Annotated in this window: 15 protein-coding genes and 1 pseudogene; 10 read left to right on the top strand and 6 right to left on the bottom strand. The window is 50.2% G+C overall.

Annotation, left to right across the window (positions count from 1 at the left end; genetic code table 11):
- Positions 1–471, top strand: a pseudogene (locus tag VJY99_RS11585) (transcriptional regulator); the annotation flags it as partial.
- A 48-nt stretch (positions 472–519) separates the two neighbouring features.
- Here the strand turns inward: VJY99_RS11585 and rpsT are convergent.
- Positions 520–783, bottom strand: a complete 264-nt coding sequence (gene rpsT / locus VJY99_RS11580) for a 30S ribosomal protein S20 (protein ID WP_034459390.1) — start codon at positions 781–783, stop codon at positions 520–522.
- Positions 784–1,109: 326 nt separating this feature from the next.
- Between rpsT and ribF the strand changes: the two genes are divergently transcribed.
- The 5 genes from ribF to ispH are packed head-to-tail and all read left to right on the top strand — an operon-like array spanning position 1,110 to position 6,798.
- Entirely contained in the window at positions 1,110–2,042 is a 933-nt protein-coding gene (gene ribF / locus VJY99_RS11575) for a bifunctional riboflavin kinase/FAD synthetase (protein WP_324118557.1), read from the top strand.
- Between the two features lie 28 nt (positions 2,043–2,070).
- Positions 2,071–4,887: an isoleucine--tRNA ligase gene (ileS, locus tag VJY99_RS11570; RefSeq protein ID WP_324118556.1), complete on the top strand. Its 2,817-nt coding sequence runs from the start codon at positions 2,071–2,073 to the stop codon at positions 4,885–4,887.
- Complete coding sequence (gene lspA / locus VJY99_RS11565; protein WP_324118555.1) at positions 4,887–5,393, top strand: signal peptidase II; 507 nt, start codon at positions 4,887–4,889, stop codon at positions 5,391–5,393. The genes ileS and lspA overlap by 1 nt, the downstream gene beginning before the upstream one ends.
- A 3-nt stretch (positions 5,394–5,396) precedes the next feature.
- Positions 5,397–5,867 carry an FKBP-type peptidyl-prolyl cis-trans isomerase gene (gene fkpB, locus VJY99_RS11560; protein WP_324118553.1) on the top strand — a complete coding sequence of 157 codons (471 nt, stop codon included), beginning with the start codon at positions 5,397–5,399 and terminating at the stop codon, positions 5,865–5,867.
- Positions 5,848–6,798, top strand: coding sequence for a 4-hydroxy-3-methylbut-2-enyl diphosphate reductase (gene ispH / locus VJY99_RS11555; protein ID WP_324118552.1), 951 nt, complete (start codon positions 5,848–5,850; stop codon positions 6,796–6,798). The genes fkpB and ispH overlap by 20 nt, the downstream gene beginning before the upstream one ends.
- Positions 6,799–7,154: 356 nt before the next feature.
- Here ispH and VJY99_RS11550 read toward each other — a convergent pair whose 3' ends face one another.
- The 5 genes from VJY99_RS11550 to VJY99_RS11530 all read right to left on the bottom strand — a co-directional run bounded on the left by VJY99_RS11550 (position 7,155) and on the right by VJY99_RS11530 (position 13,227).
- A complete protein-coding gene (locus VJY99_RS11550; protein ID WP_324118550.1) occupies positions 7,155–8,240 on the bottom strand; it encodes a cellulase family glycosylhydrolase in 1,086 nt (361 codons plus the stop codon).
- A gap of 12 nt (positions 8,241–8,252) precedes the next feature.
- Positions 8,253–9,797 carry an MFS transporter gene (locus VJY99_RS11545; protein ID WP_324118548.1) on the bottom strand — a complete coding sequence of 515 codons (1,545 nt, stop codon included), beginning with the start codon at positions 9,795–9,797 and terminating at the stop codon, positions 8,253–8,255.
- Between the two features lie 171 nt (positions 9,798–9,968).
- Positions 9,969–10,985 (bottom strand): Gfo/Idh/MocA family oxidoreductase, encoded by a 1,017-nt coding sequence (locus VJY99_RS11540; RefSeq protein ID WP_324118561.1) that lies wholly within the window; start codon positions 10,983–10,985, stop codon positions 9,969–9,971.
- A gap of 2 nt (positions 10,986–10,987) precedes the next feature.
- Positions 10,988–12,055 (bottom strand): Gfo/Idh/MocA family oxidoreductase, encoded by a 1,068-nt coding sequence (locus VJY99_RS11535; protein ID WP_324118546.1) that lies wholly within the window; start codon positions 12,053–12,055, stop codon positions 10,988–10,990.
- Positions 12,052–13,227: a Gfo/Idh/MocA family oxidoreductase gene (locus VJY99_RS11530; protein WP_324118544.1), complete on the bottom strand. Its 1,176-nt coding sequence runs from the start codon at positions 13,225–13,227 to the stop codon at positions 12,052–12,054. The genes VJY99_RS11535 and VJY99_RS11530 overlap by 4 nt, the downstream gene beginning before the upstream one ends.
- Before the next feature lie 245 nt (positions 13,228–13,472).
- On the opposite strand from VJY99_RS11530, the gene VJY99_RS11525 reads away from it, so the two are divergent.
- The 4 genes from VJY99_RS11525 to carB form a co-directional block, all read left to right on the top strand.
- Positions 13,473–14,540 carry a LacI family DNA-binding transcriptional regulator gene (locus tag VJY99_RS11525; RefSeq protein ID WP_324118543.1) on the top strand — a complete coding sequence of 356 codons (1,068 nt, stop codon included), beginning with the start codon at positions 13,473–13,475 and terminating at the stop codon, positions 14,538–14,540.
- A gap of 144 nt (positions 14,541–14,684) precedes the next feature.
- Complete coding sequence (gene dapB, locus VJY99_RS11520) at positions 14,685–15,506, top strand: 4-hydroxy-tetrahydrodipicolinate reductase (protein WP_324118542.1); 822 nt, start codon at positions 14,685–14,687, stop codon at positions 15,504–15,506.
- Between the two features lie 467 nt (positions 15,507–15,973).
- Entirely contained in the window at positions 15,974–17,134 is a 1,161-nt protein-coding gene (gene carA, locus VJY99_RS11515; protein WP_324118541.1) for a glutamine-hydrolyzing carbamoyl-phosphate synthase small subunit, read from the top strand.
- 18 nt (positions 17,135–17,152) lie between these two features.
- Positions 17,153–20,119 (top strand): carbamoyl-phosphate synthase large subunit (gene carB / locus VJY99_RS11510; RefSeq protein ID WP_324118540.1); only part of this gene is annotated, 2,967 nt, incomplete at its 3' end.

Below are 20,119 nucleotides of genomic sequence, written 5' to 3'. Positions count from 1 at the left end.
AGCACTTTCGTGGATTGGTGCGGGGATGACCATTGCCCTGGACGCCAGTTCTACCTGCTGGTATCTGGTAAAACAGTTACCAGATATTCCGATCACTATCTTTACCAACAGCGTGTGAATTTACCAGGAAGTGGCGCGGCGCGAGCATATTCAGTTGATCAGCTCAGGCGGGCGGCTGGAGCGTAAATATGCCTGTTATGTTAACCCAGCTATTATTTCGCAGCTTAAAGATCTGGAAATAGATCTGTTTATTTCTCGTGTGAAGGGATTGGTGCCAACGGCGTGCTATGGGATTCCAACACTTATCACGCTGAATTTAAAGCATTGTTGCTCAAGCGTGCATCGCAATCTTTATTGATGATTGATAGAAGTAAAATGAATCGCACCGGGGAAATAAAGATCGGTGAAGTTAGCGATGTGATTCAGGAGCTCACGAACGCGGTAGAAGAAGTGGACACATTCGAGCAATAAAAAAACCGGCATAAGCCGGTTTTTTTCAAGCTACCAACGAAAAGGCGATTAAGCCAGTTTGTTGATCTGCGCTACAAGGTTAGCCTTATGGCGCGCAGCTTTGTTTTTGTGGATCAGACCTTTGCTAGCCTGACGATCCACGATTGGTTGCATTTCGTTAAATGCTTTCTGTGCAGCAGCTTTGTCGCCAGTTTCAATCGCTGCGTATACTTTCTTGATGAAAGTACGCATCATAGAGCGACGGCTTGCGTTGTGCTTACGAGCCTTTTCAGACTGTACAGCACGTTTCTTAGCTGATTTGATATTAGCCAAGGTCCAACTCCCAAATATGATCTATGTGGACAATTCAAAGGCCGAGGAATATGCCCTCTTAGCCTTCTTTTGTCAATGGATTTGTGCAAATAAGCGCCGTTAAATTTACGGAGCTTGTTACGTTGTGATGGCGCGGATTCTACCAGCTTCACGGCCATGAATACAGCCTTTCGCAACAAAAATCGTCCAGTGATGCGCATCTACGTACAAACCACAGGTCAGTACGATGAAATCCTTAACGCTTTATGTCAAAGGGAACAATCGCTGGTTAACCTTCACCGTGGTAATTGATATAATCCGCCGATTTCCACTGTTTTGAGCCAGCCATGAAGCTGATACGCGGCATACATAATCTACGCCAGAACCACCACGGGTGTGTCCTCACTATTGGTAATTTCGATGGCGTTCATCGAGGCCACAAGTCCCTGCTAAAAGGGCTGTGTACGGAAGGGCGTGCGCGCAATCTGCCGGTGATGGTCATGATCTTTGAACCGCAACCGCTTGAGTTATTCGCGGGTGATAAAGCTCCGGCGCGCCTGACACGTCTGCGCGAGAAACTTCGTTATCTGGCCGAATGTGGTGTGGACTACGTGCTGTGTGTGCGGTTCGATCGTCGCTTTGCGGCATTCACTGCGCAAAACTTTGTCAGCGATCTGTTAGTTGACCGTCTCGGGGTAAAATTCCTCGCGGTGGGAGATGATTTCCGCTTTGGTGCTGGTCGCCAGGGGGATTTCTTGTTATTACAGAAGGCTGGCCTGGAATACGGCTTTGACGTCACCAGTACGCAAACTTTCTGCGAAGGTGGCGTGCGTATTAGCAGCACTGCGGTGCGTCAGGCTCTGTCCGAAGACGACTTAGCACTGACAGAAAGCTTACTGGGTCATCCGTTTATCATTTCTGGGCGTGTCGTCCACGGTGATGAACTGGGAAGAACGATTGGTTTCCCAACGGCGAATTTACCGCTTCGTCGTCAGGTATCCCCGGTAAAAGGGGTGTTTGCGGTAGAAGTCGCAGGCCTTGGCGATAAACTGTTGCCGGGTGTGGCTAACATTGGTACACGCCCAACGGTGTCAGGTCTGCGTCAACAGCTAGAGGTCCATTTGCTGGACGTTGCAATGGACTTATATGGGCGCCATATAGATGTGGTGCTGCGTAAAAAAATACGCAATGAACAACGGTTTGCTTCGCTTGATGAACTGAAAGCGCAAATCGCCAAAGATGTGGTAACCACCCGCGAATTTTTTGGGTCTAAGACCTGAGCAAGCTAACTACGGAACCGAGAATCTAATGAGTGACTTTAAATCTACCCTGAATTTACCGGAAACAGGGTTCCCGATGCGTGGCGATCTCGCTAAACGTGAACCGGGCATGCTGGCTCGCTGGAATGATGATGACCTGTACGGCATCATCCGTAATGCAAAAAAAGGCAAAAAATCCTTCATTCTGCATGATGGCCCTCCCTACGCGAACGGCAACATTCACATTGGTCACTCAGTAAACAAGATTCTGAAAGACATTATCGTGAAGTCCAAGGGACTGAGCGGTTTTGACTCCCCGTATGTTCCAGGTTGGGACTGCCACGGTCTGCCTATCGAGCTGAAAGTCGAACAGCTGATCGGCAAGCCAGGCGAGAAAGTGACTGCGGCTGAGTTCCGTGCTGCGTGCCGTAAATATGCCGCAGAGCAGGTTGATGGGCAGCGTGCAGACTTCATCCGTTTGGGTGTGTTGGGTGACTGGTCACGTCCGTACCTGACCATGGATTTCAAAACCGAAGCGAACATCATTCGTGCGCTGGGTAAAATCGTGGGTAATGGCCACCTGCATAAAGGGGCTAAACCGGTGCACTGGTGCGTCGACTGCCGTTCGGCACTGGCTGAGGCGGAAGTTGAGTACTACGACAAAACTTCTCCATCAATCTTCGTCAATTTCCAGGCTGTTGATGCCGATGCGGTGAAAGCCAAATTTGGCGCAACACAAGTTGATGGCCCAGTTTCTCTGGTTATCTGGACTACCACTCCGTGGACTCTGCCTGCTAACCGCGCTGTTTCTCTGAACGCAGAATTTGAATATGTGCTGGTGCAAGTGGACGGCCAGGCGATGATCGTCGCCAAAGACTTGCTCGAAGGCGTAATGAAAAGTGCAGCAATCGGCGAGTGGACAGTGCTTGGCGAAGCCAAAGGCGCCGATCTGGAATTGACTCGCTACAAACATCCATTCTTAGATTTCGACGTACCCGCCATTCTGGGTGAGCACGTTACGCTGGAAGCCGGTACAGGTGCTGTGCATACCGCGGGCGGCCACGGCCCTGACGACTACGTTATCAGCCAGAAATACAATCTGGAAATTGCCAACCCAGTTGGCCCGGATGGTTGCTTCTTGCCGGGTACTTACGAAGGTTTGGACGGTGTTCAGGTATTCAAAGCTAACGACCTTATCGTCAACATCCTGCGTGACAAAGGTGTTCTGCTGCACGTTGAAAAACTGCTGCACAGCTACCCGCACTGCTGGCGCCACAAAACGCCGATCATCTTCCGTGCCACACCTCAGTGGTTTGTGAGCATGGATCAAAAAGGTCTGCGCGAGCAGTCTCTGAAAGAGATCAAAGATGTGCAGTGGATCCCTGACTGGGGCCAGGCGCGTATCGAGTCGATGGTGGCTAACCGTCCGGATTGGTGTATCTCTCGTCAGCGTACCTGGGGCGTGCCAATGTCTTTGTTCGTACATAAAGACACTGAAGAGCTGCACCCACGTACACTGGAATTGATGGAAGAAGTCGCTAAACGCGTGGAGCAAGATGGCATCCAGGCGTGGTGGGATCTCGACCCGCGCGACATCATGGGCGATGACGCTGACAACTACACCAAAGTGCCAGACACCCTGGACGTGTGGTTCGACTCTGGTTCAACCCACTCCTCGGTTGTTGATGTGCGCCCTGAATTCAGCGGCCACGCGGCAGACATGTATCTGGAAGGTTCGGATCAGCATCGCGGCTGGTTTATGTCTTCACTGATGATTTCGACTGCGATGAAAGGCAAAGCGCCTTACCGCCAGGTACTGACTCACGGTTTCACCGTTGATGGTCAGGGCCGCAAAATGTCCAAATCCATCGGTAACACCGTTTCTCCACAAGATGTGATGAACAAACTGGGCGCAGATATTCTGCGTTTGTGGGTGGCATCTACCGATTACACCGGCGAAATGGCTGTTTCTGACGAAATCCTGAAACGCGCTGCTGACGCTTATCGTCGTATCCGTAACACCGCACGTTTCCTGCTGGCAAACCTTAATGGTTTCAACCCAGAAACTGACATGGTGAAACCGGAAGAGATGGTGAAGCTGGATCGCTGGGCAGTGGGCTGTGCGCAAGAAGCACAGGCCGATATCCTTGCGGCTTACGAAAACTACGATTTCCACGAAGTGGTGCAACGCCTGATGCGTTTCTGCTCCATCGAAATGGGCTCGTTCTATCTCGACATCATCAAAGACCGCCAGTACACCGCGAAGTCAGACAGCGTGGCGCGCCGTAGCTGCCAGACTGCGCTGTTCCACATTGCTGAAGCGCTGGTTCGCTGGATGGCTCCAATCATGTCCTTCACCGCTGATGAAATCTGGGCTTACCTGCCAGGTGACCGTGAGAAATACGTCTTCACCGGCGAATGGTACGAAGGTCTGTTCGGTTTGGCTGATAGCGAAACCATGAACAATGATTACTGGGACACGCTGCTAACCGTGCGTGGCGAAGTCAACAAAGTTATCGAGCAAGCGCGTGCTGACAAGCGTGTGGGCGGTTCTCTGGAAGCTGCAGTCACCCTGTATGCCGACAGCGAGCTGGCTACGAAGCTCAACAGCCTGGGCGATGAATTACGATTTGTCTTGTTGACCTCAGCTGCTGAAGTTGTCGATTATGCGCAGGCAACTGAAGACGCACAGCCAAGCGAAATCCTCAAAGGATTGAAAGTTGCTTTGCGTAAAGCCGATGGTGAGAAGTGTCCGCGCTGCTGGCATTACACCACCGACGTCGGTCAGGTAGCGGAACACGCAGAAATCTGTGGTCGCTGTGTCACTAACGTAGCCGGTGACGGCGAAAAGCGTAAATTTGCCTGATGAGTAAATCGATTTGTTCGAGCGGCCTGCGCTGGCTGTGGCTAGTGGTGGTGGTACTGATCATCGATCTGGGCAGTAAATACCTGATCCTCCAGCATTTCATGCTGGGGGATACCGTATCACTGTTCCCATCGCTGAATCTGCATTACGCCCGTAACTACGGTGCCGCATTCAGCTTCCTTGCGGATAAAGACGGTTGGCAGCGCTGGTTCTTTGCGGGTATCGCCATCGGTATTAGTGTGATTCTGGCGGTGATGATGTACCGCGCCAAAGCCACGCAGAAGCTGCACAATATCGCCTATGCTTTAATTATTGGCGGTGCACTTGGCAACCTGTTTGATCGCTTGTGGCACGGTTTTGTGGTCGACATGATCGATTTTTATGTCGGCGACTGGCACTTTGCTACGTTTAATTTGGCCGATACGGCAATCTGTATCGGTGCGGCGCTGATTGTCCTGGAGGGGTTCTTTGTCTCCTCCGACAAGCCCGAAAAGCAAAAAGGGTAATCTATGTCTGAGTCTATCCAGGCCAATAGCAGAGTTTTTGTGCATTTCACGCTGAAACTCGAAGATGGTTCCACTGCCGAGTCGACCCGCAACAATGGCAAACCGGCACTCTTCACGCTGGGCGACGAAACACTGTCGCCAGGCATGGAAGACCAGCTTGTCGGTTTGAAAGCAGGGGACAAGAAAGCATTTTCTCTGGCACCAGAGTCGGCGTTTGGAATTCCAAGCCCTGACATGATCCAGTTTTTCTCGCGTCGTGAGTTTATTGACGCGGGCGAACCGGTGCCGGGTGCAATTATGTTGTTCACCGCAATGGATGGCAGCGAGATGCCAGGTGTGGTGCGTGAGGTTAATGGCGATTCCATCACCGTTGATTTTAATCACCCACTCGCCGGGCAAACCATTCATTTTGATATCGAAGTACTGGAAATTGACCCGGTACTGGAGGCGTTGAATGCAGATCCTGTTGGCTAACCCTCGCGGCTTTTGTGCCGGGGTAGACCGCGCTATCAGCATTGTTGAAAACGCGCTGGCCATTTACGGCGCGCCGATTTATGTCCGTCACGAAGTGGTGCACAACCGTTATGTGGTGGATAGCCTGCGGGAACGTGGGGCGATTTTCATTGAGCAGATCAGTGAAGTGCCAGATGGCGCAATCCTGATTTTCTCCGCTCATGGTGTTTCCCAGGCGGTGCGTAGCGAAGCCAAAGGCCGTGATTTAACGGTGTTTGATGCGACCTGCCCGCTGGTCACTAAAGTGCATATGGAAGTAGCTCGCGCGAGCCGTCGTGGTGAAGAGTCCATTCTGATTGGCCATGCCGGCCACCCGGAAGTGGAAGGCACCATGGGCCAGTACAGCAACCCGAAGGGGGGCATGTACCTGGTTGAATCACCGGAAGATGTCAGCAAGTTGGATGTGAAAAACGAAGCCAAACTTTCGTTTATGACTCAGACCACGCTCTCTGTGGATGACACTTCAGATGTGATTGACGCGCTGCGTAAACGCTTCCCGAAAATTATCGGCCCACGTAAAGACGACATTTGCTACGCCACCACTAACCGCCAGGAAGCGGTGCGAGCTCTGGCTGACGAAGCAGATGTGGTGCTGGTTGTTGGCTCGAAAAACTCCTCTAATTCCAACCGTCTTGCTGAACTTGCACAGCGTATGGGGAAAGCGGCGTATCTGATTGATGATGCGACCGATATCCAGGAAGAGTGGGTTAAAGGTGCTGTATGTGTGGGTGTGACGGCAGGAGCATCTGCTCCAGATATTTTGGTGCAAAACGTTCTGGCACGTTTGCGCGAACTGGGCGGAAAAGAAACCCGTGAACTGGTCGGGCGTGAAGAAAATATCATTTTCGAAGTGCCGCGTGAGCTGCGACTGGATGTGAAAGAAGTCGAGTAACGTAAGAGATTATCGAAAATGAGAAAATGCCAGCCGGATTAAACCGGCTGGCATTTTTTTATGGAGGAAGACATGAATAGAACTCCCATTATTCTCGACACCGATCCTGGCATCGATGATGCTGTGGCCATTGCTGCGTAAATTGCGTGATGCGGCTTATGTGCTCGGGAGTCCTGCGGATACCCGTCATACTTCAAGCCGCAGGTTCGTTGACTGCACCCGCGCGTCCCAGTCACATAGTTATCTATGCTCCTGGGAACTTACGGCCTGGTCTCGTTACTCGTCAAAGCCTAGTCTTTTCAGGGCCAGCGTAAGCGCTGTTCAAAAGGCTAAAGCTTTTTGTCCTGCAACTCGAATTATTTAGGGTATGAATGGGTTAAACGGCGGACCAGTGCCATTTCACTGTGGCGGAAAGGAATGCCGTATTCATCGAGTACGTCGTGGAACCACAGGTGAGCATAATCCACACCGCTTTTACGTACCGACGGCCAGGGGAGGGTGGTTTGCGTTTTGCCGCGTACCAGGCCCCACTGGTAACAACCGACATTCAGTGCGGCAAACAGCGGGAGTTGTTCCTCCATAACGCTACCGACATGACGCGCCAGCCATTCGGTGCACAATACAGGCCTGCCGAATGGTTGCCAGAAACGCAAAACTTGAAGCATTTTCGGGGTCGCGAGATAAGCATGGAAGCTCACTACATCCGAAAGTTGAACGGCGGCAATATCGATCGGATGGGCGAAATACTCCGCTTCCGGTTGATCGGGATCCTGCGAAATATGCCACGCGCCGACGGTCAGCGGTTGAACGGGATCTTCGTCGCGTGCCCACACGAAAACCTGCTGTAGTAATTCCAGTGCAAACGCTTCTAGCTTTTCGTCAAACTGCGTCTCCTCAAGACCCGTGGCAAACGTCCCTCGGTTGCCAGGCTCGTTGTACAAATCCCAAATAGCGATGCGTGAATCGCTTCTGAAATGGCGCACGATGTCGCGTACATAGCGCTCAAGCTCAGGCCACATCTCGCGATTGCAGACAATTTCGCGCCCTGGGCTGGCTGCCGCCTGGCTATTATGTTTGCCGGGTTCGGGCGCTTTTTGTGGCCCCAAAAAAGGCTCGTCCCCGGAAAATGCACAGTCATCCATTAATGTCAGCATCACTTTTATGCTGTGGCTGTCGGCAATCACCAGAAACTGTTCGATACGCCCCAGCAGCCCGTCGCGGTCGTGCTGCCAGACAATGAACGGCAGGTTGATGCGCAGCTGGTTATAGCCAATTTCCTGCGCCCAACTCAGCTCTTGTTCGATGGTTTCGGCATCAAAAGTTTCGCGTTGCCACAGTTCAGTCCAGTTCACGGCACTGCGTGGCAGGTAGTTAAATCCGCAAATCCAGCCCTGATTTTTATGCCACTCTGCGGCCTGTTGTTCACTCCATTGTGTGCGCATAGTCTGGCTCCTTTACGGTGATTCCGGTGTTAAATCCGGGCGTGAGGATTTGCGCCCAGGCGTGTTGCCCCAGACTTTGTCATATTCATATCCAGTAAGGTCTTTGATAACTTTGCGGGTTTCCATATCGCAATCTTCCAGATTGCCACCCAGTTTCAGGCGTGCCACTTCTTGAATCAGTGTCTTGTGGGATTCACGCGTCAGTTTGAATTTGAAGGTCATCCAGAAGCTGATTGCCAACAAAGCCGATGTAGCAAAGACCATCAGCCCGACAATGGCGTGCAAGGCTTCAATCGGTTGCTCGCCCTGGCCTTTTACAAAGCCGCTCTCTTCCAGTACTACGCCAATTAGCATAATGGCTAATGCAACCGTACTTTTGCGGGTTAATACCATCACGCCTGCAAAAATACCCTCGCGGCGCTTTTTAGTGACAATTTCATCCACGTCGGGAATAAAGCTATAAATATTCCATGGGATAAAATAAAGACCTGCGCGCGAAATACCCAACACCACAAATACCGCTGAGAACAAAATGAATGAGATATTCAGGTCATTGATATAGGCGTAAAACAAGAAAGCTAATACCGAGAAAATACAGCCATAAGATATGCGCAGGGCAGAAGAAGGTGAGAAATCAAATTTACTGAGTAGCAGCATAAATACAAATGTTCCGGGAACAGAAACAAATGCGGCGATGCTTAAATAGCCCGATACCGCAGCGGTGTCCTGATGCAGGCCGTAAACGACGTAATAAGTAAAGACTGAACCGAAGACATCCATCGCCGTAAATGAAGCAATATAGATAATAATATGCTGGCGGAACATCTTAATTTTAAACGAAGAGAGCAGATCTAAAACCAGGCTTTTTAAATGATGCCAAAGGTTGCCGCTGTTTGCGCCATCCGGTTCGGGTTCAAACTCCTCGCGCACATCTTTGGCTTCCCAGGTACACATCCAGGTGGTGAAGACGGCGATACAAAAAATAGCCGAAAAAATCAGCCCGGTGTAGGTATACGTCATCGAGTTATCTTTGCCGGTAAACTGCATGAGGACACCCGGCACTGAAACAGCCAGAAAACCACCCAGCTGTGAGCAGATCATCCGCACACCCGATAAGCGGGCGCGTTCGGCATAACGGTTAGTCATTTCTGCGGCTAACGTTTCCCAGGGAACCAGTACCATTGCTGAGAGCAGTTCAATGGAAAGATAGGTGCCAAGATAATACCAATAGCCCATATCCGTCACCCACAACAGGGCGTACAAGAACATCAGTGGGGCACTGAGCAGTAAAAAGAAGCGACGGCGACCGAAGCGTTTACCCAGCCAGGTATTGGCGAAGTTATCGGTGATATAACCCATAATTGGGCTTAATACGGCGTCAATAACACGGGCAATAGCAAATATCGAACCGGCTTCCAGCACCGATAATCCACAATAGGTGGTGTAGAAAAATAATAGCCAGGTGCCAATAATAGCAAAAGCACCGCCGCCAAATAAATCAGTAACACCATATCCTATGGCTGTTCCATAGCCAACTCTGCGTTCTGTAGGTTTCATATTATTATTCCATTTCTAAAGCCTTCATACTTCAAGCTGCATGTGCGTTGGCTGCTCTCCTTCACCCCAGTCACTTACTTTAGTAAGATCCTGGGGACTCACGCGTTTGCCGCCTTCCTGCAACTCGAATTATTTTGGGTAAAAGTAGGGTGAAAAGAAAAAATGATTGTTTTAAATCTCTATCCAGTTTCTGGTGATTGATGATTGGTAAATAGCCTCAACCATTCGCAATGAAACTTCAGCCTGATGAATATCGACGTAATTAATATTGTTTGTGTTTTTTATAGAATGATAAAAATTATTAATGGCTTGCTGGTGACTGCTTCCCCAATAACATTTTTGCGCTGCAGTAGATGTTTCATCACTGACCAGTAATTCTTGGTCGTCACCTGAAATAAACCACAATTTGTTGTGATGAAGTTGCAGCAAACCTTTTTCGCAGTGGATCTCCAAAAGCAGCGGAGAGTCGGTAGTATTGCAGTTAGTGGCGTAAAAAATCCCACGCGCCCCATTTGCCAGTTCCATATTGGCCATTGCCGTGTCTTCAGCCTGTGTGGCATGACTCAGAAAACTGCTTTCCACCACACCTTTAATCGATTTCACGCCACCGGCAAACCACTGCATTAAATCCAGCGTATGTATCGCTTGGTTTATCAACAGGCTACCGCCTTCGCTGGCCCATCTCCCGCGCCACGCGCTTTGCGCGTAGTAATCGTGGGAACGGCTCCAGGCCAACACCGCTTTAATACTCAATATTTTTCCGTAGCGGTTATCTTCCAGTAGCGCTTTAATTTTCTGGCTGCTGGGGTTGAGGCGATTCTGGTAGCAAACGCCAAGCTGTGCGGTTGTAATCGCTAGCGTATTTTTGATGTCTTTGACTTCGGCAGGATTGAGCGCCACCGGTTTTTCGGTGAACACATGTTTTCCGGCAATGAGAGCCTCAATAATTATTTCTTTATGTTCGCCATGCGGTGTACACACGTGCACTACTTCAATCTCACTATCGCACAGCATTTCGCGGTAATCGGCGTAATAACGGCAACCGTAGCGTTCAGCGAGCGGCAAGCCTTTTAGTGGATTGATATCAACAATGGCCCGTAACTGGCAGGCGTGATTGGACTGAATCGCCTCCACGTGCAGGGTGTGGATTGCGCCACACCCGACGACAGCGACCTGTGTCGTCTTCATCATTATTTCACCCCATTGGCCAGCATTTGCGCCCGTACACACAATTCGGCCGCTTTAAACGCATGCTCTTGTGTCATCGCATTTTCAGTGCGATTCAGGCAATCAAGAATGAGCTCGCCGAAGAACGGGAAGCCGACTTTACCGGCGACCGGATAGCGGAATTCGCCTTCTTTATTCACCAGATACACCACATCTTGTTCCTTGCGTGTGATGTCGACGTATTTACGGATTTCGATATAACCTTCAGTGCCGAGCAGGGTAAGGCGCCCATCGCCCCAGGTGCTTAGCCCTTCTGGCGTAAACCAATCACAGCGGAAATAGCCACTGGCACCGTTTTCACCTTTCAGCATGGCATCACCGAAATCCTCAAATTCAGGGTATTGAGGATGGGCGAAGTTGCTGGTTTGAGCCGCTACAACTTGTGCTTCGCTGTTCCCGGTATAGAACAGGAACTGTTCAATTTGGTGGCTGCCAATATCACAAAGAATGCCGCCGAAACGCTTTTTAAAGTAGAACCACTCCGGGCGCCCCTGCCCTTCGCGATGCGGCCCCGTCCCCAGAGTTTGAATAACCCGACCAATCGCGCCATCGCGCACAAGTTGCCCGGCAAACACTGCGCTTTCAACGTGCAAACGCTCGCTGTAATACACGGCATATTTGCGCCCGGTCTTGGCCACTTTGGCTTTGGCTTCCACCAGTTGAGCCAATGTGGTCAGTGGGGCTTTATCAGTGAAATAGTCCTTCCCGGCATCCATCACTTTAAGGCCAAGCGCACAGCGCTCATCAGGGATTGCCGCTCCGGCAACCAATTGCACGCTGTCATCCTTAAGAATCACGTCAAGCGAAGGCGCGACGGTTACCTGCGGATACTGCTTCACAAACTGCTGCACTTTTTGCGGATCAGGGTCGTAAACCCATTTAAGTGTGGCGCCCGCTTCAATCAGGCCGTTGGACAGACCGTAGATATGGCCGTGATCAAGGGCGGCGGCGGCAAAAACAAAATCACCCGGCTGTACCACTGGCTGTGGTCTGCCCTGTGGTGCGTAATTCATACCGTCTTTAATGCTCATGAATCTGCCTCCATATTTTTCCCCAACGGGATGGCATCTTCGTTGGCAAAATTTTCCACCGAAGCTGATTTTTCAAAGAAATGCGGTGCTAGCTTCAGCAGCCCACCCGTCTGGTAATACGGGTCGCTGGCACTAATCGGCAACGAGACGATGCTGCGGGTAATGGCGGATTTATAGATTGCAGTGATGAGTTCCAACGAACGCTTGCCTTGTGGGCCATCGACTAACGGAGCGGAACCGTTTTGCAGTGCTTGCAGGAAGTTATCGATTTGCCCGGTATGCAGCGTCCAGCTCAACCGGGGCACCGACTGGTAGCTATCTTCAAGCAGGTTTTCAAGCTGGGTATCGCGAGAATCAACCGGGAAGCCGTTGGGTGCGGCGATGCTGGCGAATTTGTCCCACGGTGCGGAAATACGGGCATTTTCACCCTGAATAACAATTTTCTGATCTTCGCCGTGATGCACAACGGAGGCGGTCAGTTGCGTGAGTGCGCCACTGTCATATTTGAAAATCGCCGCACTGAGGTCTTCCACTTCAGCGTTGTCATGGGAAACGTTGGTGGTCATGGCGACGACTTCAGTCGGGAAGCCAAGCATCCACTGAATCGCATCGATATGGTGTACCGCATGGTTTAGCGTGCAACCGCCACCTTCTTTTTCCCATGTGCCGCGCCACCACAGGTCGTAATAGGAATGGCCGCGCCACCAAAATGAATCTACCTGTGCATGGCAAATTTTGCCGATTTGATGACTTTCGAGCACTTTTTTCAAGCGCCAGAAAGCGTCGGTAAAGCGGTTTTGGGCAATGATAGACAGTGTTTTTCCGCTCGCCTGGGCAGCGGATATCATCGCATCACATTCCTGAAGTGAAGCGGCCATCGGTTTTTCACAGAGGACGTGTTTTCCCGCATTCAGCGCATCAATAGAAATAGCCGCATGAACATAAGGCGGGGTACAAATATCGAATACATCAATGGTGGGATCATTAAGAATATCTTCGTGGTTGCTGTAGACTTTTGCCTCAGTTAACCCGTAATGCTTTTTCTTATCTTCGGCTTTCTGCGGGTAGATATCGACCAATGCGACAATCTGGCAGCGGTCAGGGAATTCAAGATATCCCTGGATATGGTTGTGGGAAATATTACCCGTTCCAATAATAGCAATTCTTTGCATTATGCTCTCGCTTATCAAAAACAGAATTCAATAAAGTGTGTTTTAGTGATAAAAAGTTACGTTTTATTTTTCCGAAAATTCATTTTTTGAGAGCATAGATATGGTTTTTTTTGCACACAACAGTTATTTATGACAGGAATTGCACAACTTCAATATTGCTGATGAGATAAAGATAAAATTCTCTTGTTTTTAAATGGTTAGCCATGAAAATAATGTCAAATAGCTAATGAGGCATCGATCACAAAATGACGGGGAAGTTAAAAATTAAAGAGATTGCTGTGTTAACGGGGCTATCCCCAAGCACGGTATCAAGGGTTTTGGCGGGTAAAAGTAATGTCAGTCCGCAGGCAAAAGAAAAAGTATTTTACCATGCCAGACACATGGGGGTTTTACGGGATATCCCTCCCAGCCGTTTACTGATGAGCTCATTATTAGTGTGTGCGCCAGCCGCTGCGTTTACACCAAATGGTGACCATTATTATTATGAAGTGATTCAAGGGGTTCTTTCGGAAGTTTCGCATTATGACATTCATGTCAAAAAATGTTCTCTGGATATTAACAACGCTGACACCACATTATTTATGAAGCAAGTTAGCGAGTCGGATGTTGACGGCGTAATAATTATTGGTATCGATGATGAGTCGTTGTATCGCCTGGCGGTAGAATGCAATAAACCGGTGGTGACCATAAATTCCAGAGATAAAAAGATGCACCTCGATAGTGTCTCACCCGATCACGCATCGATCGGCTACTGCGCGGCGAATTTTCTGTTGGAGAAAGGCCACCGTCAGGTACTGCTGTTTACCGATTTGCGTCGGGAAACCATGATCCAACGTCTCGAAGGGTTTAAAAGAGCCTGCCAGGATCACCACCTTATTTTTGATGAGTCTGAACATTTGTTGGTGACCAAAGGTTGGGGTGAACCAGAAGCACGGGCTAACTTTAAAAAGTATCTTCAACTGCGTACAAAAACACAGCTTCCTTCAGCCATTTTATGTGGCGGTGGAGCCATTGCGCGAGCTGTGCTGAGCGAGCTGAAAAACCATCAGCTTCAGGTGCCAGAAGACATTTCCATAATGAGCTGTGCCTATTCACATGAAATGGATGAAATCAAAGAGCTTGGATTAACGGCGGCTTACCAGCCATGTCGCGAATTGGGTAGTGAAGCGGTTTATATCCTGCAAAGTCGCCTAACGCGTGAAATCAGCTCGCGGTTCAATTTATTGCTCCAGGGTTCCATACAGGTGGGGGATTCGGTTACCGATGTGAACTGGCGGCGCAGAGAGCTGTATCAATCGCATACAATTCCCTGATTTTTTTATGGGAATAATTGCTTTTACTGATAATTCCGCCGTTTTGTCATAAATTTCTTATTATCGGTGTTTTCGAGTGGCGGCCCTGAGCAGGGCTGGTTAACCTGAGGATGTTTTAAATGCAGATTAATAAAGAGAGTAAATATGGATGAGTCACAAGTCCGTGTAGCAATCGCGGGTGCGGGTGGTCGCATGGGGCGACAATTGATTCAGGCAGCATTACAGATGGACGGCGTAATACTGGGTGCTGCACTTGAGCGCACGGGTTCATCTTTGGTTGGAAGTGATGCTGGTGAATTAGCAGGCGTGTCCAAAACCGGAGTTGTCGTCAGCGATAACCTGGATGCGGTAGTGAATGACTTCGATGTATTTATCGATTTTACTCGCCCAGAAGGCACGCTGAATCACCTGGCGTTTTGCCGCCAGCACGGTAAAGGCATGGTTATCGGCACCACCGGTTTTGATGAAGCGGGCAAGCAGGCGATTACTGATGCCTCGGCTGATGTTCCGATTGTCTTTGCAGCAAACTTTAGCGTGGGTGTGAACGTGATGCTCAAGCTGTTAGAAAAAGCGGCCAAAGTGATGGGTGACTATACTGACATCGAAATCATTGAAGCCCACCATCGTCATAAAGTTGATGCGCCGTCAGGCACCGCGTTGGCTATGGGCGAAGCCATTGCTCATGCGATGGACAAAGATTTGAAAGAGTGTGCAGTTTACTCCCGTGAAGGGTACACCGGCGAGCGTGTTCCAGGCACTATTGGTTTTGCTACGGTGCGTGCGGGCGACATTATTGGTGAACATACGGCGATGTTTGCGGACATCGGCGAGCGTATTGAAATCAGCCACAAAGCATCAAGTCGCATGACTTTCGCAAATGGTGCAGTTAGATCTGCATTGTGGCTAAGCTCCATGAAAAGTGGGCTTTATGACATGCGTGATGTCCTTGATCTGAATAGTTTATAAATCTTATTACCCATCGTGATGTGGTTATTACAATCGTAATTATTTGATTGATAGGGCAATATTTTATTGCCCTTTTTATTTTGTGTTTTTCTAAATGTATTTTTATGCTTTTGCTTTGTAATGTTCATAAAACTCACTCTTAATGCATTTATTCGTGATTTCATGGTTAATTTTGACCATTTGGTCCACTTTTGATGCACCCAATCGTTATTTTCCTACTCATTCAGCTCCGCAACCGATTACGTACTGCAAGTTAGCTGTTGATTTCATCGGTCCATTCATCTTTTTTCCATCAGAGTGGTAAAAAACACATAAAAAGTTGTGCTTATGGTAGACTTTTACCCGGCCTCTCACTAGAATGCCGCCGTTTGTCAAAAATCCAAATGACAGGCTGTTTTGCATTGATTCAGGAAATGGTTTTGAATTAATATGCAAATAAATTGACTGTTTATTCCCTGGAGGACGTTTTGATTAAGTCAGCACTGTTGGTTCTGGAAGACGGAACCCAATTCTACGGTCGGGCCATTGGGGCATCGGGTCAGGCTGTTGGGGAAGTCGTTTTCAATACCTCAATGACCGGTTATCAAGAAATCCTCACTGATCCTTCCTATTCCCGCCAGATTGTCACTCTTACTTATCCTCATATCGGAAATGTCGGCACCAATGCTGCTGATGAAGAATCCTCCCAGGTACATGCGCAAGGCCTCGTCATCCGTGATTTACCACTGATTGCCAGCAACTATCGCAATACCGAAGACCTTTCTTCTTATCTCAAGCGCCATAACATTGTGGCGATTGCCGATATCGATACCCGTAAGCTGACACGTATTCTGCGTGAAAAAGGTGCACAGAACGGCTGCATCATTGCCGGTGATAACCTTGACGCCGCACTGGCGCTTGAAAAAGCGAAAGCTTTCCCAGGCCTCAACGGTATGGATCTTGCGAAAGAAGTGACCACGCAGGAAGCTTATGCCTGGCAACAGGGGAGCTGGACACTGGAAGGCGATTTGCCTGAAGCGGCTAAACAAGAAGATTTACCGTTCCATGTCGTCGCCTACGATTACGGCGTGAAACGCAACATTCTGCGTATGTTGGTAGACCGTGGCTGTCGCCTGACTGTTGTCCCGGCACAGACCTCAGCGGAAGACGTGTTGAAGATGAATCCAGACGGCATCTTCCTCTCTAATGGCCCTGGTGACCCGGCGCCATGTGATTACGCTATCAGCGCAATCGAATCATTCCTCGAAACCGACGTTCCGGTATTCGGTATTTGTCTGGGCCACCAGTTGCTGGCTCTGGCGAGCGGCGCGAAAACGGTGAAGATGAAGTTTGGTCACCACGGTGGTAACCACCCGGTTAAAGATTTGGATCGCGATTGCGTGATGATCACCGCTCAGAACCACGGTTTTGCGGTGGATGAAGCAACGCTGCCTGCGAACCTGCGTGTGACGCATAAGTCACTGTTCGATGGCACCTTACAAGGTATCCATCGCACCGATAAAGCAGCATTCAGCTTCCAGGGGCACCCAGAAGCAAGCCCTGGCCCACACGATGCGGCGCCGCTGTTTGACCACTTTATCGAATTGATTAAGCACTACCGTTCTACCGCCACTCTTACCAGCAAGTAAGTATCAGGAGCTAAGAAAATGCCAAAACGTACAGATATAAAAAGCATCCTGATCCTCGGCGCAGGCCCAATTGTTATCGGCCAGGCGTGCGAGTTCGACTACTCCGGTGCTCAGGCGTGTAAAGCGCTGCGTGAAGAGGGTTACCGTGTTGTTCTGGTGAACTCCAACCCGGCGACAATCATGACCGACCCAGAAATGGCTGATGCGACCTACATCGAGCCGATTCACTGGGAAGTGGTACGCAAAATTATTGAGAAAGAGCGTCCAGATGCCGTGCTGCCAACCATGGGCGGCCAGACTGCTCTGAACTGTGCACTGGAACTGGAACGTCAGGGCGTGCTGGCTGAGTTTGGCGTCACCATGATTGGTGCGACTGCAGACGCTATTGATAAAGCGGAAGATCGCCGTCGTTTCGACGTGGCAATGAAAAAAATCGGCCTTGATACTGCACGCTCCGGCATCGCTCATAACATGGAAGAAGCGCTGGCTGTCGCGGCGGACGTGGGTTATCCGTGCATCATCCGTCCTTCATTCACCATGGGCGGCAGCGGGGGCGGTATCGCTTACAACCGTGAAGAATTTGAAGAAATCTGCGAACGTGGTCTGGATCTTTCTCCAACCAAAGAGCTGCTGATTGACGAATCCTTGATCGGTTGGAAAGAGTACGAGATGGAAGTGGTGCGTGATAAAAACGACAACTGCATCATCGTCTGCTCTATCGAAAACCTTGACCCGATGGGCATCCACACGGGTGACTCCATCACCGTGGCACCGGCTCAAACACTGACCGACAAAGAATACCAAATCATGCGTAACGCCTCGATGGCGGTACTGCGTGAAATCGGCGTGGAAACGGGCGGTTCTAACGTGCAGTTCTCGGTCAACCCGAAAACTGGCCGTCTGATTGTTATCGAGATGAACCCGCGTGTGTCGCGTTCTTCTGCGCTGGCGTCCAAAGCAACTGGCTTCCCGATTGCGAAAGTGGCGGCGAAACTGGCTGTCGGTTACACCCTCGATGAACTGATGAACGACATCACTGGTGGGAAAACACCTGCGTCGTTTGAGCCGTCTATCGACTACGTTGTGACTAAAATTCCACGCTTTAACTTCGAAAAATTCGTCGGGGCAAACGACCGCCTGACCACTCAGATGAAATCTGTTGGTGAAGTGATGGCGATTGGCCGCACACAACAGGAATCCTTGCAGAAAGCGCTGCGTGGCCTGGAAGTGGGTGCAACCGGTTTTGACCCGAAAGTGAATCTGGATGACCCAGAAGCGCTGACTAAAATCCGCCGTGAGCTGAAAGATGCTGGTGCCGAGCGTATCTGGTACGTTGCTGATGCATTCCGTGCGGGTATGTCTGTCGATGGCGTATTCAACCTGACTAACATTGACCGTTGGTTCCTGGTGCAGATTGAAGAGCTGGTTCGCCTGGAAGAGAAAGTGGAAGAAGTCGGTATCACCGGCCTCGACTATGACTTCCTGCGTATGCTCAAGCGTAAAGGCTTCGCTGATGCGCGTCTGTCTAAATTGGCGGGCGTTCGTGAATCAGAAATCCGTAAACTTCGTGAGCAATATAAGCTGCATCCGGTTTATAAGCGCGTAGATACTTGTGCGGCGGAGTTCTCGACCGATACTGCGTACATGTACTCCACTTATGAAGATGAGTGCGAATCGAACCCGAACAACGACCGTGACAAGATCATGGTGCTGGGCGGTGGCCCGAACCGTATCGGCCAGGGTATAGAGTTTGACTACTGCTGCGTACACGCGTCACTGGCGCTGCGCGAAGATGGTTATGAAACCATCATGGTTAACTGCAACCCAGAAACCGTTTCAACAGACTACGACACGTCCGACCGCCTGTACTTCGAGCCAGTGACCTTCGAAGATGTGCTGGAAATCGTACGCGTTGAGAAGCCTAAAGGCGTCATCGTGCAGTACGGCGGCCAGACCCCGCTGAAACTGGCTCGTGAACTGGAAGCTGCTGGTGTGCCAATCATCGGCACCAGCCCAGACGCCATCGACCGTGCTGAAGACCGTGAGCGTTTCCAGCATGCCGTTGACCGCCTGAAACTGAAACAGCCTGCCAACGCCACGGTAACCACTATCGAAATGGCCGTCGAAAAAGCGGCTCATATCGGTTATCCGCTGGTTGTTCGTCCATCCTACGTACTGGGTGGCCGTGCAATGGAAATCGTTTATGACGAAGTGGATTTGCGTCGTTACTTCCAGACTGCTGTCAGTGTTTCGAACGATGCCCCAGTGCTGCTGGACCGCTTCCTCGACGACGCAGTAGAAGTCGATGTGGATGCAATCTGTGACGGCGAAACTGTACTGATTGGCGGCATCATGGAACACATTGAGCAAGCGGGCGTTCACTCCGGTGACTCTGCATGTTCTCTGCCAGCTTACACGCTGAGCCAGGAAATCCAGGATGTGATGCGTCAACAGGTGAAGAAACTGGCATTCGAGCTGCAAGTTCGTGGTTTGATGAACGTGCAGTTTGCGGTGAAAGATAACGAAGTCTACCTGATTGAAGTGAACCCGCGTGCTGCGCGTACCGTGCCGTTTGTTTCCAAAGCAACCGGTATGGCGTTGGCGAAAGTTGCCGCGCGTGTGATGGTTGGGCAAACGCTGGTTCAGCAGGGCATGACCAAAGAAATCATCCCGCCTTACTACTCCGTGAAAGAAGTGGTACTGCCGTTCAACAAATTCCCAGGTGTTGACCCACTGTTAGGGCCAGAAATGCGCTCCACTGGTGAAGTCATGGGTGTTGGCCGTACCTTTGCTGAAGCATTCTCGAAAGCGATGCTGGGCAGCCAGTCTACAATGCGTAAACCTGGCCGCGCGCTGCTCTCTGTCCGTGAAGGCGACAAAAAACGCGTAGTGGACCTTGCTGCCAAACTGCTGAAACAGGGCTTTGAGCTGGACGCGACCCACGGTACTGCGGTTGTGCTGGGCGAAGCAGGCATCAACCCACGT

Source organism: Buttiauxella sp., assembly GCF_035271705.1.
Taxonomy (GTDB): domain Bacteria; phylum Pseudomonadota; class Gammaproteobacteria; order Enterobacterales; family Enterobacteriaceae; genus Buttiauxella.
This window is presented reverse-complemented; position numbering and strand designations above follow the sequence as displayed.

Excerpts from the sequence above, each read along its gene's own strand:
- ribF (WP_324118557.1), top strand. The coding sequence starts at position 1,110 with ATGAAGCTGATACGCGGCATACATAATCTACGCCAGAACCACCACGGG.
- ileS (WP_324118556.1), top strand. The coding sequence starts at position 2,071 with ATGAGTGACTTTAAATCTACCCTGAATTTACCGGAAACAGGGTTCCCG.
- lspA (WP_324118555.1), top strand. The coding sequence starts at position 4,887 with ATGAGTAAATCGATTTGTTCGAGCGGCCTGCGCTGGCTGTGGCTAGTG.
- fkpB (WP_324118553.1), top strand. The coding sequence starts at position 5,397 with ATGTCTGAGTCTATCCAGGCCAATAGCAGAGTTTTTGTGCATTTCACG.
- ispH (WP_324118552.1), top strand. The coding sequence starts at position 5,848 with ATGCAGATCCTGTTGGCTAACCCTCGCGGCTTTTGTGCCGGGGTAGAC.
- VJY99_RS11550 (WP_324118550.1), bottom strand. The coding sequence starts at position 8,240 with ATGCGCACACAATGGAGTGAACAACAGGCCGCAGAGTGGCATAAAAAT.
- VJY99_RS11545 (WP_324118548.1), bottom strand. The coding sequence starts at position 9,797 with ATGAAACCTACAGAACGCAGAGTTGGCTATGGAACAGCCATAGGATAT.
- VJY99_RS11540 (WP_324118561.1), bottom strand. The coding sequence starts at position 10,985 with ATGAAGACGACACAGGTCGCTGTCGTCGGGTGTGGCGCAATCCACACC.
- VJY99_RS11535 (WP_324118546.1), bottom strand. The coding sequence starts at position 12,055 with ATGAGCATTAAAGACGGTATGAATTACGCACCACAGGGCAGACCACAG.
- VJY99_RS11530 (WP_324118544.1), bottom strand. The coding sequence starts at position 13,227 with ATGCAAAGAATTGCTATTATTGGAACGGGTAATATTTCCCACAACCAT.
- VJY99_RS11525 (WP_324118543.1), top strand. The coding sequence starts at position 13,473 with ATGACGGGGAAGTTAAAAATTAAAGAGATTGCTGTGTTAACGGGGCTA.
- dapB (WP_324118542.1), top strand. The coding sequence starts at position 14,685 with ATGGATGAGTCACAAGTCCGTGTAGCAATCGCGGGTGCGGGTGGTCGC.